The sequence below is a fragment of the Sinobacterium caligoides genome, assembly GCF_003752585.1.
Taxonomy (GTDB): Bacteria; Pseudomonadota; Gammaproteobacteria; order Pseudomonadales; family Sinobacteriaceae; genus Sinobacterium; species Sinobacterium caligoides.
In genome coordinates, this window is record NZ_RKHR01000005.1 from 512694 (window position 1) to 525207 (window position 12514).

Annotated in this window: 12 protein-coding genes and 5 tRNA genes; 2 read left to right on the forward strand and 15 right to left on the reverse strand. The window is 49.9% G+C overall.

Going from position 1 to position 12514, the window contains the following annotated elements; genetic code table 11:
* Positions 1-48: 48 nt before the first annotated feature.
* From EDC56_RS14590 to EDC56_RS14600, 3 genes are all read right to left on the reverse strand, one after another.
* Entirely contained in the window at positions 49-1224 is a 1176-nt protein-coding gene (locus EDC56_RS14590; protein ID WP_123713286.1) for a vWA domain-containing protein, read from the reverse strand.
* Positions 1225-1295: 71 nt separating this feature from the next.
* Entirely contained in the window at positions 1296-2147 is an 852-nt protein-coding gene (locus tag EDC56_RS14595) for an AAA family ATPase (protein WP_123713287.1), read from the reverse strand.
* Between the two features lie 243 nt (positions 2148-2390).
* Positions 2391-2642 carry a hypothetical protein gene (locus tag EDC56_RS14600; RefSeq protein ID WP_148059425.1) on the reverse strand — a complete coding sequence of 84 codons (252 nt, stop codon included), beginning with the start codon at positions 2640-2642 and terminating at the stop codon, positions 2391-2393.
* 209 nt (positions 2643-2851) lie between these two features.
* Between EDC56_RS14600 and cysK the strand changes: the two genes are divergently transcribed.
* On the forward strand, positions 2852-3820 hold the full coding sequence (gene cysK, locus EDC56_RS14605; RefSeq protein ID WP_123713289.1) for a cysteine synthase A: 969 nt from the start codon (positions 2852-2854) through the stop codon (positions 3818-3820).
* A 63-nt stretch (positions 3821-3883) separates the two neighbouring features.
* On the opposite strand, the gene EDC56_RS19965 is transcribed toward cysK, so the two are convergent.
* The 6 genes from EDC56_RS19965 to pilV are packed head-to-tail and all read right to left on the reverse strand — an operon-like array spanning position 3884 to position 10129.
* Positions 3884-4276: a type IV pilin protein gene (locus EDC56_RS19965; RefSeq protein WP_123713290.1), complete on the reverse strand. Its 393-nt coding sequence runs from the start codon at positions 4274-4276 to the stop codon at positions 3884-3886.
* A 16-nt stretch (positions 4277-4292) separates the two neighbouring features.
* Positions 4293-7943, reverse strand: coding sequence for a pilus assembly protein (locus EDC56_RS14615; protein WP_123713291.1), 3651 nt, complete (start codon positions 7941-7943; stop codon positions 4293-4295).
* A 16-nt stretch (positions 7944-7959) separates the two neighbouring features.
* Complete coding sequence (locus tag EDC56_RS14620) at positions 7960-8301, reverse strand: hypothetical protein (RefSeq protein ID WP_123713292.1); 342 nt, start codon at positions 8299-8301, stop codon at positions 7960-7962.
* 28 nt (positions 8302-8329) lie between these two features.
* Positions 8330-8791 (reverse strand): pilus assembly PilX family protein, encoded by a 462-nt coding sequence (locus EDC56_RS14625; protein WP_123713293.1) that lies wholly within the window; start codon positions 8789-8791, stop codon positions 8330-8332.
* A gap of 10 nt (positions 8792-8801) precedes the next feature.
* Positions 8802-9566: a PilW family protein gene (locus tag EDC56_RS14630; protein ID WP_123713294.1), complete on the reverse strand. Its 765-nt coding sequence runs from the start codon at positions 9564-9566 to the stop codon at positions 8802-8804.
* Positions 9566-10129: a type IV pilus modification protein PilV gene (gene pilV / locus EDC56_RS14635; protein ID WP_123713295.1), complete on the reverse strand. Its 564-nt coding sequence runs from the start codon at positions 10127-10129 to the stop codon at positions 9566-9568. Before pilV ends, EDC56_RS14630 begins: the two co-directional genes overlap by 1 nt.
* 252 nt (positions 10130-10381) lie before the next feature.
* Between pilV and EDC56_RS14640 the strand changes: the two genes are divergently transcribed.
* Positions 10382-10894 carry a GspH/FimT family pseudopilin gene (locus EDC56_RS14640; RefSeq protein WP_123713368.1) on the forward strand — a complete coding sequence of 171 codons (513 nt, stop codon included), beginning with the start codon at positions 10382-10384 and terminating at the stop codon, positions 10892-10894.
* Positions 10895-11088: 194 nt separating this feature from the next.
* On the opposite strand, the gene EDC56_RS14645 is transcribed toward EDC56_RS14640, so the two are convergent.
* From EDC56_RS14645 to EDC56_RS14670, 6 genes are all read right to left on the reverse strand, one after another.
* Positions 11089-11173, reverse strand: a tRNA-Leu gene (locus tag EDC56_RS14645).
* A 42-nt stretch (positions 11174-11215) separates the two neighbouring features.
* Positions 11216-11290: transfer RNA gene (locus tag EDC56_RS14650), tRNA-Gln, on the reverse strand.
* 31 nt (positions 11291-11321) lie between these two features.
* Positions 11322-11406 (reverse strand) — tRNA-Leu (locus tag EDC56_RS14655).
* 58 nt (positions 11407-11464) lie between these two features.
* Positions 11465-11539, reverse strand: a tRNA-Gln gene (locus EDC56_RS14660).
* 69 nt (positions 11540-11608) lie between these two features.
* A tRNA-Leu gene (locus EDC56_RS14665) sits at positions 11609-11693 on the reverse strand.
* A gap of 418 nt (positions 11694-12111) precedes the next feature.
* Positions 12112-12486: a hypothetical protein gene (locus EDC56_RS14670; RefSeq protein ID WP_148059426.1), complete on the reverse strand. Its 375-nt coding sequence runs from the start codon at positions 12484-12486 to the stop codon at positions 12112-12114.
* Positions 12487-12514 lie beyond the last annotated feature (28 nt).

The window sequence follows — 12514 nt, forward strand, 5'->3', positions numbered from 1 at the left end:
CACGGTCCGCCGTGCTAGGGTTTTTTCATTACTGCAGTGAAGACAATATTACTTGCTCAAATAGCCCATCGCTTCCTCGAGGCCACCCACCGTCATTGGGTACATCTGGTCTTCAACCAGCTCTTTCACCATCCCCACTGACTGCGTCCACTCCCACTCTCGCGTGGGTAGCGGATTAATCCACACGACCTTGTCGAACTGCGCTTTCAAACGATTAAACCAGACATAACCCGGCTCTTCGTTCCAGTACTCGACACTGCCACCGGCCTGGGCGATCTCGTAGGGCGACATCGCCGCATCACCGACAAAGATCACCTTGTAGTCACTGCCAAAAGTATTCAACACCTCCGTCAATTTACTGCGTTGCTGCTGTCGGCGCTCGTTACTGGTCCACACATCGTCGTAAAGAAAGTTATGAAAGTAGAAATATTCCATGTGCTTGAACTCAGCCCTGGCCGCCGAGAACAGCTCCTCACAGACTTGAATATGGGGATCCATCGAGCCGCCGATATCAAAGAACAACAACACTTTGACGGCGTTATGACGCTCCTGCAGCATTTTGATATCTAACAAGCCGGCATTGCGTGCGGTCGAGCGTATCGTGTCGTCAATATCCAGCTCTTCTGCTGCACCGGTACGAGCAAACTTACGCAAGCGACGCAACGCAACCTTGATGTTTCGCGTACCGAGCTCGACGCTGTCATCGAGGTCTTTGAATTGGCGCTTTTCCCACACCTTGACCGCTTTACCGTGCTTACCCGGGCCGCCGACACGTATGCCTTCAGGGTTATAACCACCGTGCCCAAAGGGTGAAGTACCGCCGGTACCCACCCACTTGTTGCCGCCTTCATGACGCTCGTTCTGCTCTTCGAGTCGCTCTTTGAACTGTTTCATGAGCTCTTCGAGACCACCTAACGATTCAACTTTGGCCTTCTCCTCATCGCTGAGGAATTTTTCAAACTCCTGGCGCATCCAGTCATCGGGAATCAACGCCTCGATTAAATCATCGATACTCTGAAGGTCTTTAAAATAGACGCTAAAAGCACGATCAAAGCGATCGAAGTATTTTTCATCTTTGCACAAGATGACTCGCGACAGAAAATAAAACTCATCAACATCGGCAAAGACAACGTGCCGCTTGAGTGCCTCGAGTAAATCGAGCAACTCACGCAGTGTCACCGGTACACCCGCTTGCTTCAGTGTGTAGAAGAAATTAATTAACACCCGTACCTCCCAACTCTCCGAGGTTGATCATCACAACGATCACCAACCTATGAACCCGTTAGCCAGTGAGACTACCTGCGCCCGTCTCTACGGTTCAGAAAAGCGAGGCGCTCCAACAGCGATACATCCTGCTCGTTCTTCACTAGGGCACCATGTAGCGGTGGGATTGCTTTCTTTTGATCGCGGTTCTTTAGGATCTCATCAGGCATATCGTCGGCCATCAACAGCTTCAACCAATCGATTAACTCAGAGGTAGAGGGCTTCTTCTTCAACCCCGGCACTTCTCGAAGATCAAAGAACGACTCAAGCGCCTCAGAGAGCAACTCAGGTTTTAAGTTAGGGTAATGCACGTCGACGATCTTGCGCATCGTCGCCTTGTCCGGGAAGTTGATATAGTGGAAAAAACAGCGACGCAGGAACGCATCAGGCAGCTCCTTCTCGTTATTACTGGTAATAATGATCACCGGGCGGACTTTTGCCTTGACCGTTTCACCGGTCTCGTAGACATGAAACTCCATCTTATCGAGCTCCACCAACAAATCGTTAGGAAACTCGATGTCTGCCTTATCGATCTCATCAATCAATAATACGACTTGCTCATCGGCATCGAAAGCCTCCCAGAGCTTGCCCTTCTTGATGTAGTTACCGATGTCATGAACACGGTCATCGCCCAGTTGCGAGTCACGTAAGCGGCTAACCGCGTCGTACTCATAGAGGCCCTGTTGCGCCTTAGTGGTTGATTTTACGTGCCATTGAATCAGCTTCATGCCGAGGCCTTGTGCAACCTGCTCTGCCAACATGGTCTTACCCGTGCCTGGCTCGCCCTTAATCAATAGTGGCCGCTGCAAGGTAATCGCTGCATTGACGGCCATCGCCAAGTCGTCTGTTGCGACGTATTGTTCGGTACTCTGAAACTGCTTCATGCTTCCACCATTTCGACAGCCCGACGGCTGCCTCTCTCTTATTTGGACAAAGGAACTGAGCTCGATAGCGATACATGCAGGTGCGTACTATACCAAGTGGTACAGGCGCCAGCACAGCTAGAGCTGAATACTGTAAACCATGATACCACTGCTCAGTGACGATGTTTAGCCGGTGACGAAGGTGGAGTTCATCACATCAGGTGAAAGTTTGGCGCCGCTAGCGCTAGCAGCTAACGCATTGTACTAGTAGGGCTCTTGTAACCCTAGGTCCAATACATCTTTAACCTCAGACCAAAAGTACGCCTTGTTATAACGACCTCGACTCGAGCTTACCCATACATCGCGGGCTGAGTTGTAAATAAACTCCATCCCCTCAGGGGCCCCCATAAAAGCTGTGTATTCTTCTGTATTCTTCTCCTCAACAATACTAACGCCTAAACTTGTCGCTTGCTTCAGTATCAGGTGCCTTTCCGCCATCTTTACTACCTTTATCATTATATTTCCCCAGCTCATACTGAGTAGGTTTGCACGGTTACAGGATTAGACTAAGAAGAAGGCTATAGGCAAACAATAGGCACTCTTACCTATATAACCAATGATTAATATTATCGGCCATCAGGATAGGCAGCCGAGTCGTGCTGGCGCTATACTAAGCGCCGAGAGAAAATAAGCAGAGACCGACCTCCCCTTGATGAGAGAATAATATGAGCAATATTTTTGCAGATAACAGCCTAAGTATCGGTAATACACCGCTAATCAAGCTAAACCGTATCGCCGAAGGCGCGACTATTTACGCCAAGATCGAGTCACGTAACCCGGCCAACAGCATCAAGTGTCGTATCGGCGCCAACATGATCTGGCGTGCGGAGCAAGATGGTACGCTCAAGCCCGGCACCACCCTGGTTGAACCGACCAGCGGCAATACCGGTATCGCCCTCGCCTTTGTCGCCGCCTCACGGGGTTACAAGCTGGTGCTCACCATGCCTAACACCATGAGCCTCGAACGTCGCCAACTGATGACGGCGCTTGGTGCCGAGCTGGTGCTAACTGATGGTGCGAAGGGGATGAACGGCGCCATCGAGAAAGCTGCCGAGATCGTCGCTAACAACAGCGACCATTACATGCTGCAGCAATTCGACAACCCGGCGAACCCGGAAATTCACGAGAAAACCACCGGCCCAGAGATCTGGCAAGACACCGACGGCGAGATCGACATCTTGGTTAGCGGCGTCGGCACCGGCGGTACTATCTCGGGTATCTCCCGCTACATCAAGCAGAGCCAGGGTAAGGCGATCACATCTGTCGCCGTGGAGCCAACGTCATCGAATATGATTCGTGCTGCACTGAACGGTGACGAGCCGAGCCACGCCCCTCACAAGATTCAGGGCATCGGTGCCGGTTTCATTCCCAAAAACCTCGACCTGTCGGTCGTCGACCAATGCCTCGCCGTCGACAACGACGCCGCTATCGCTATGGCACATCGGTTAATGAAAGAGGAAGGGATTCTTGCCGGCATCTCCTCCGGCGCCGCCGTCGCCGCGGCATTAGAGCTGGCTAATAAGCCAGAGAACAATGGCAAGACAATCGTCGTCATCCTGCCGGATTCTGGCGAGCGCTACCTGTCGACGGCACTCTTCGAAGGTCAGTTCAGCGAGCAGGAAACAGTACAGTAAGTCGCAAGCAGTAATCACACGCCACGGACCAACCATGGCGTGTGTCTTTGTAAGCCAGCGGGCTTAGTCCCAGCCCGCTCCCGTGCGCACACCGAGACTGTTCAACGTTAAATCACCATCAGCGACTTGATCACCCTGTGGAGTCGCCGTTAAGTTGACACAGGCGGTCAGGCCCCCTCCACAGGCAGCCGCGGTAATCACATAATAGCCCTCTGCAGAACTCGGCGCAGCAGCATAGTCCAACTGAATCAGATTCTCCGTGTAACTCAGGTTACTGGCAAAATGACGCTCTTGTGCCTGCATCACCTCTGAAAGCATTGACATGCCATCGACACGACGCGCCTCACGCGCGTGTGCTTGATAACTCGGAAATGCCACCGCAGCAAGAATACCGATGATGGCGATGACCACCATCAGCTCCATTAAAGTAAAGCCCTGGGCTTTCTGCCTATTCATTTTCATTCTCATTACTCTACTGCTCCTCCCAGTACGAACGCTTCAGGGGTGATTCGCCGATCACATCCTGACACTCGGTACCAACACAGACAATCGGCTTGCTGGTTGTTTTCTCTGTATCACCCGAGCCACTCGTATCCTTGGTGTAAATCACGGCGGCTTCAGAGGGAATACCGGCACTCGCTAAGTCAATATAAGATACCCCATCGCTATAACCGGTTTCTCCCGAGGTAATATTTCTGGCGTATAAGCGGCCAGAACCTATTCCCGGAGTACAACTCTGGCTACCTTGCCCGGGCGGGATATAACTGGTGAAGTAAACATTGCCACCGTATATGGTTGTTTCCGCCAATATTTTCTCGCCGTGTCCCGGCAGATCCATATACCAACCATAAAGGTCTCCACCGGTATACGATGCTGAACTATCATTCTCCTCCCTTGGGATCAGCGCCTGCTTTTCGGCAGCAAGAGCTTCTTTTTCTGTCGCTAGTGCGTCAGCAGCCTCTGCTGCCTGTATCTGCGCATTCGTTGCCGCAGGGTTAGTATTATCAACAGCGTGTTCGGCATTCGCAGTATCAACAATTTTCTGCTTATCATCGGCATCCTGCCTCGCAGAAGCTGCTTCTTGAGAGGCATTAGCAAAAACATCATTAGCCTCTGCAATATCTGCTTCAGTCACAAAGGCAGATGATGCCACCGACACATCTTTTAAATCGCTCTCTGTAATAATGGACTCAAAGTCGCCGACGTAATTGTAACGTTTTGTTTGATCGTCTGGATTATTCGGTGATGTACCAACGAACCGGTCAAACAAGACATAAAGTCGATCATTGACCGTGGTCTCCAACGGGTGGGCGCGATAGCCTGAGCCAACGCTGATTGCCAAATACTCCCCCTGCAGTGAAATGTCTGGCGCATAGTAAAAACGCCTCACTTGGGCATTACCGCCACCATCGTTAAAACTACCACCAAGATCGGCAATCAACCCGCCTGTAACAAGGTTCTTCACCTTGTTCGGTAAATTTTTCTTAAAATCAAAACGCCAAACTTTGCCAAGTATATCGACGGCATAAGCCGAGTCTATAAAGCCGTCGGCATCAAAATCGATAATCGAAACATCGGCGGCAATGCTATTTTGCATATCTAATGATAAACCCGCATTACCGACGCCGTCTCCCGCCATCCATAGGCGCTCCCCAGTTTCTGCATCGACAATATAGACCGCTGCCCCTTTGTCTTCACTTGTGGCAGCGGTCGCCTGATCATGAACGGTGTCATAGCCGCCGGAGAAAATCAGAACATCTCTGTAGCACTTTGTTGTCCCCTTAGTCGTAGGCTCATCATCACACCACCAACGTATCTTGGCTTTTTTCGCTGTCGACCAGGTTTGCGCCAGCTTAGCAAAATCACCCTCGCCCCCTTTAATCACCCACTTAAGTTTTGGCGCGGACTTGTCTGTCACATCTAGTGCATAGTAATTACCGCCACCACGGCGCATCGCCAGGAACAAGTTAACTCGGTCTTCTGAGGTAACAGCGCCTACAGGGTTATCGATCCATGCAGAGATAGGACCATCTAAGCCATAGGTTTTATTGCTATTATTCCCAGACGAGAGTACCTCCTCATCATAATAGCTGGTTAAGTTGGGTAACAACGCTTGCGGTATATAGGCAAAGTATTCTTCGCCCGTCTCGCCGTTGAGAGCATGCAAAAAACCCAAGTTGGTCATCGCATAGACCACATCATCAGGCGACGCCTCAGTCGCGCCATAGCTGATCACGACCGGCGTACTGTGCAGCGGGTCGGCAACAAATTTATCGTTGGCCCAGTCCAACACCATCTTTCTTTTATCCGGGTCGACCCCTGCACCCAGTAGCTCTGTAGTTAACCCTGTATTACTCTCGCGTACTCGGCTACTCGGCAGCGTCAAATCAATTGCACCATCATCAGTTGAACCATCGATTGAAGTATACAGTTTACGCTCTGCTGGTAACTGGTCAGCAAAACCACCAGCCTCGACACTGATCCCATCGGGCTGACCATCTGTCACCCAAAGGCTTGTGGAGCTCTCCTTGAACTGTCCCGTTGCACCATCCACAGCCACGGCACGGTCTTTATCAAGTATTTTCCCACCACTAGTAATAGTGAATTTCTTCACATTACCCTGCCAATTATCGGTTTCTTTAGGCCTAAAGGCTGCGTAATACATATCCTCACGATGACGCAATCGATTAAAGGCATTCACCGTCACAGAAGGCGCTGCAAAAGAACCGTCAGAGGCAACAATTCTCGCAAATATATCTTCAAAAACTGTCTTCAGCTCATTCGCCGAGTTGGCTGCATAGGACTTACCGCCACCAGCCAGAGCCGTTGCATCTATCAGAGGCTTAGCCGCTTCAATATTAAAACCTATCATATAGGTCACAATGTTCTGCTTACCGGCCAAGTTAGTACCTAAACTAGACGTACTGTGGTCTGTTTCATACAACCACTTCGCTGCCTCATCCAAACAGCTTTGCCCGGGCGTTGTGGCCTTACTAACGCTCTTGCATTTGTCATCGCCCGTAAGAGCACTTCTCGTATTAATATCGTCATCAGCACCATTATCACTTTCAGGTACACCGTCGGTGAGCAGTACCACGTAGTTTTTCTGGCAAGCATCGACAATAGGGGTTTTATATCTAGTAGTATCACTCGAACGAGATGCCGATACACTTTTATAATTATTATCCTTTCCGTAACTCACCTTTTCACCACGATAAAAGCGCGCCGCCTCGGACATTGTCTCCGCCAACGGCGTACCGCCACCGGCAGGTATGTCGTTAATGACCCCCTTTAAAGCCTCTTTATTCGCATCAACCGATACGTCTAAAAAATCACTAATGACATAGCCACCATGACTGCTACCGTTAAAACGCATCAAACCGATATTCAGACCTTCAGAGTCATCCACCAAATTTGTGGCCGTTTCCTTCATAACTTCGGTTCTAATATCTAGATCAGGTAGTGTTTTAACCCATTCAACATAACGGTGATAATTGTCGGTAACCAGTTTATAAGTCTTCGCATAATCGACATTGTTATCATTTTTACCGTCCCAGTTTATCGAATCATCTATATCGTTAGTATACCTACTACTGTATTTGACGTAGGCACCTTTACGAGGATAGTTCCCTTGCTCGGTCTCACGATCTTTTTTACACTCAATAACATTGTTATCCCCCGTATAAGCATTTAACTGGTACATCCAACCCCGCTTATAACTGCTCTTTTGCCTATAAACACTAAATTTATCTTCATACACCGGATTAAGCTTTCCAGCCTCGCTATTAAAATATGCGGTAGCACTAGTACAGCGGTTCCTGTCGAGGGGAATAGAGTGCACATTCCCGCGAGCAAGACCGCCCGTATAATTACGATAGACATAAAGCCGATCATTCTTCACCGTCCCTACATAAGTCGTATTGGGGTCGTAAGGAGGCCCTGCCACCTTCCAGGCCATACTACCTGATGAGTCTAGGATCATTAACACATTCGGCTGTTTTGTCGGCGCCTGCGACGCGGCATCCTTGACATATATTTCGGTGTCGTCCGCAATGGCACTGCCGAACCAGAACAAAAGGCAGCAAGCAATAGCTTTGACCGATGGATTTGTGGTTATAATCATCGTTCTCCCTCCTTTTTTATAGGTAGCGTTTGAGCATTAACACATGCGTTTGATCATTTGTTACCACAACATCTGCAACAAACGACTGCCAGTGTAAATAACGGCTCGGCAAAACCTCAATATCCCCTGCGGCCTGCTGCATTTTCACCAATGTTGCCGGCGTAACTATTGCACCTTCAATGGTGCAGCCTGGGCCATAACACTCAGAAAACCTAAAGCGCAACGTCATCTGCCCCGCCGCCTCATCATGACCGACAACCTCAACCTGGGCCTGCTCATAAATAAGATCCTCCGCAGACACAGACAAAGCCAATAAACCCAACACGCTCAGCGTTAATACTGTTATTAATTGCTTCATCAGATGATTCCCTAGCTTTATCTGGTTATTATTTCGGCTTAACATAGGTTAACGCCTGTGTTTGATTGGAATGAATATTTTGTGAGTCAAGCTCAACATTGCTTTGTAAAATCAGGCGCATGCCTGTCGCAGAACCGCCCTCAATACTATTGCCAATCGAGGCCCTGGTATCGCCGGCATATTCAAGTGAGATCGACTGTGTTAACGCGGTATCGTCGGCAGTTATTTGCGTGAGATTCTGCTCAACCCCTTGCACTGAAACGGCACTGACAATATTCGCATCATCATCGATCAGCTTTGCCAGCTGCCCCTCGATCTCGCCCTGCGACTGCTCAAAAACACGTTCAGAAAACTGCAGGTTTCTCGCCATCAGACTCTGAAAATGACCGCTCTCGAGCAACGACACCGCGACGACGGTCATCACCAGCAACAGGATCAGCGTCACCATCAAAATACTTCCGCGCTGTTTACAGCTTGTTATTGTTTGCATAGTTCACCGTTTAGAATTCTTCGCTTAAGGCGTTATTGAGCCGCAACGTGGTGGTAAAAACTTTTCTCGCCTGCCTGTCGTTAAAGGTCTGTGTGGCACGATCCAACACGATATACTTGACACTCTCGTTTTCACCGCTGCCTACAGCGGCACCACTGCTGGCAAGCAAGGCAAATTTTACCGCGATCACCTCACGCCAATCTGTCCCCACACGGTCGGCACTGACATAGCGGCGCACGCTGTTGTCACTATCACGAATGCCGTATAACACCTGGAAATCATCGATGCCGGCCACCAGCATGGTCTCCGGACCGACAGCCACGCCATCGATATAGCTTCGACACATCAACCCGTTGACTTGGTTTTGAGTAGCCAGATAAAAACGATTGACGACAATCTTCTTTTTATTGCCGGTTAGGTCATTACCCGCACAATCAACATCATTACTGGGGTCAATCATCATCGCGATCGCGTCGCTACCGGCAATGCCTCCGTCACTTGTACATGAGCTGCCAGCACAGTTGCTGCCAATATCAAACATCCCTGCGATATAGCCGTTCTTAGGGTCTCTAAAGCCCGCCATGCGTAGCTGACGCGTTAAAATCGCACTGGCAAAGCGACCGTTCTCTTGCACGCGGTTACTATTATCGGTTGTGTTAGCCATCCTGTTGCTTCCCACCATCACCTGTGAGGCCGCCAATAACACCACGCCACTGAGCGCCATGGTCACCATCAACTCTATCAGGGTGAAGCCCCCTTGCTTATGAATGCGCATCACATAATCACCGTTTGAGTCAGAGTTTGTACTTGGCCAGCCTGTTGATCGACAGCCTCCGACGCTTTTGACCGCCAGTTTATCGTGATGGTGTGCGCCGTTCCCGCCGGGCAACTCCCCTCTACGGCAGCACAATCAATGCTAAGAGTCTGATCAAGCATATGACTCGCCGAACCACTTTTAACGCCAGGGACCTTGTTACCACACGCCAATTCCCACAAGTCGTAGGTGGCAAGTTGTGCTGCCGTACAATTCACTCCATCGCCCACTGCCGCGAGGGAGTAGTCGGAGCACATCATCGCCGGTTGGACGGCGCAGTCGAGGGTATCGGCAGCAGTCTTGTAGTCGGTGGCATAAGCCCCCTTAGTATTGGCGCGCATCCTCGAGGTGATCTCCTGCATCATCATCACCGCTTGAGAGCGCTGAGAATTATCCAGCTCTTCCTTTAACGATAACGAGTGCATGGTAGCGATACCGAGCAAGCCGATAGAGAAAATAAACACCGCGACCAATAGCTCTATTAATGTAAAGCCATGGCGATAGACAATATTATTCAAAAGCATACTGAAACTACTTCCATCAAGACCAACTGACAGCGGGTTGATCGTGGTTTATTATTGTTGACAGAAAAACATGTTTTTATTATAAAAATCAGCTAACTGCTGATTTTTAACACCCTAATCGGCTCTCGCGCTTGACCGCCAAAGCGGTTGCTTTTTATACCTTTATAATAGCAATCGTACCATAACGATGTAGAATATCAGCCATAATATAACGAAGTTTCTAACAGATTAGATCTGGCAGGCAAAAGTATAATGATAATTCACACCCAGCAAGAGAACGGCTTCACACTTATCGAAGCCATGATTGTCATCTTATTGATTTCTATACTAACCGCGATCGCCGTACCGTCATGGCGCAGTGTGATGACCAACAACAACATCAACGCAGCTCAGAAGCCACTGCGCAGTAGTTTACAGCTCGCCCGTTCCGAAGCGATCTCGCGACGCAGCCCCATCTTTGTCACTGCAGCCGCTGGCGGCTTTGCTGACGGCTGGGTGATATCCTCCTTGGCTGCGACCACATTCGCCAACTGTAACGTCGGCTCACCCGCCGCCGCTCTAGAGTGCATCTCAGTAGCCAAACCCTTGCCGGGCCTCTCTATCGCAAGTACGCAAGCACAAATTAGGTTCAACGCCAACGGTCAGGCCAGCGCAAACACATTTACAATCTGTGATGAGGCGAACTCTAGCGATATCGACGGCCTTCAACTTAGCCTTTCATCCTCCGCCGTCATCAACACAAGCTCACGAGCATGTGGGAGTTAGTTAATCAATGAAATGCCACGGAAGGCTGAACGATAACTGTAGAAAACAACGTCAACAGCAATAATCGGGCGACAACAAACAGTAGCCACAGTAAACGCAACAGCGCGCTATCGATAAAGACGACAGGATTTCATTCAGCAAGAATTAGCAAGAGAGAATAACGAGGAAAACACCCGAGAAGGGCTATCAAGAGATGGTCCGGACGGAGAGACTTGAACTCTCACACCTTGCGGCACCAGAACCTAAATCTGGCGTGTCTACCAATTCCACCACGTCCGGATCAGGACACGACTGTATAGGATAAGAGGGACAATCTAAGAATGGCAGGGGTAGCTGGATTCGAACCAACGCATGCCAGGATCAAAACCTGGTGCCTTACCGCTTGGCGATACCCCTAACATTTTCTGACTCTCGAAGAGAGAAAGAATGGTGCGGTCGGAGAGACTTGAACTCTCACACCTTGCGGCACCAGAACCTAAATCTGGCGTGTCTACCAATTCCACCACGACCGCACATAGATTGAGCCGGAGCTCTAACTACAGTACTGTAGACTTTTATCAATCACAAAGATGGCAGGGGTAGCTGGATTCGAACCAACGCATGCCAGGATCAAAACCTGGTGCCTTACCGCTTGGCGATACCCCTGTAGCTTTACACTTACATCTTCAAAACTGACCACCTACTCAATAACGACAAAGTCATTATAAAAAGAGATGGTCCGGACGGAGAGACTTGAACTCTCACACCTTACGGCACCAGAACCTAAATCTGGCGTGTCTACCAATTCCACCACGTCCGGATAAAACACACTCAAAGAGCAGCGAGGCTGTCTCGTTGTGTGGGGCGCATTATATAAACTTTCACACCTAACACAACCCCTATTTTCAAGTTTCGCTATAGAAGCGCCCTATTCCCCCCGATGATCGCTTAACCGACTGCGATGAAACAAGTTAACACGCCGTCTAATACCTCGATTAACGAGGCAGCGAAGGCCTTATAGGGTATTTTCGATAGCGCTCAAAGTCACGTAGCGCGACACCAATAACCACCCAGCAGCGGCGAAAAGTGAGGGCGAAGAGTAAGAACGAAAGAAAGCAGAGAATGGAAGGAAACACAGAGCGGATCGGGGAGCCCCAGTTGGCAGCGATGCCGAGCACAGGGGCTTATATAGAACAGACTAGCGGTGGCGAAACAGGTAAGACCGTGCGCTCGGTCCGTCAGCTAGCGCTCTCATCCTGCTCTGGCTTGTGCGTGACATGACGGACAATACTGGCAACCACTGCGATGCTGACACCGAGGGCGGTAATCGACAGCAGCGGCTTCGCCGCCCGCATGACACCTTCGGGGTTCTTGGCGAGAAATTCCATGACCAGAATGATGAATGCTGGCGCCATCGTATCCACATTGCCCATATCACCGCAGGCAAAGGCCGGCGTCATTAAGATGGCCGCAGCGATAATACGCAGTATTTGTCGCACCAAACGATTACTGAACCAGCCGCTGATGCGCCAGGCAACAATCAAACACATCAAAGCACAGACCGAGTAAACTGCCCAGGCGATCGTGCTATCGGAGTAATCTGCTAAATTCATTGCCATACCTTCTATCAATTATCGTCAA

Bases quoted from the DNA above. Each gene is read 5' to 3' on its own strand.
- EDC56_RS14595 (WP_123713287.1), bottom strand. From the start codon at position 2,147: ATGAAGCAGTTTCAGAGTACCGAACAATACGTCGCAACAGACGACTTG.
- EDC56_RS14600 (WP_148059425.1), bottom strand. From the start codon at position 2,642: ATGATAAAGGTAGTAAAGATGGCGGAAAGGCACCTGATACTGAAGCAA.
- cysK (WP_123713289.1), top strand. From the start codon at position 2,852: ATGAGCAATATTTTTGCAGATAACAGCCTAAGTATCGGTAATACACCG.
- EDC56_RS19965 (WP_123713290.1), bottom strand. From the start codon at position 4,276: ATGAATAGGCAGAAAGCCCAGGGCTTTACTTTAATGGAGCTGATGGTG.
- EDC56_RS14615 (WP_123713291.1), bottom strand. From the start codon at position 7,943: ATGATTATAACCACAAATCCATCGGTCAAAGCTATTGCTTGCTGCCTT.
- EDC56_RS14620 (WP_123713292.1), bottom strand. From the start codon at position 8,301: ATGAAGCAATTAATAACAGTATTAACGCTGAGCGTGTTGGGTTTATTG.
- EDC56_RS14625 (WP_123713293.1), bottom strand. From the start codon at position 8,791: ATGCAAACAATAACAAGCTGTAAACAGCGCGGAAGTATTTTGATGGTG.
- EDC56_RS14630 (WP_123713294.1), bottom strand. From the start codon at position 9,566: ATGCGCATTCATAAGCAAGGGGGCTTCACCCTGATAGAGTTGATGGTG.
- pilV (WP_123713295.1), bottom strand. From the start codon at position 10,129: ATGCTTTTGAATAATATTGTCTATCGCCATGGCTTTACATTAATAGAG.
- EDC56_RS14640 (WP_123713368.1), top strand. From the start codon at position 10,382: ATGATAATTCACACCCAGCAAGAGAACGGCTTCACACTTATCGAAGCC.
- EDC56_RS14670 (WP_148059426.1), bottom strand. From the start codon at position 12,486: ATGAATTTAGCAGATTACTCCGATAGCACGATCGCCTGGGCAGTTTAC.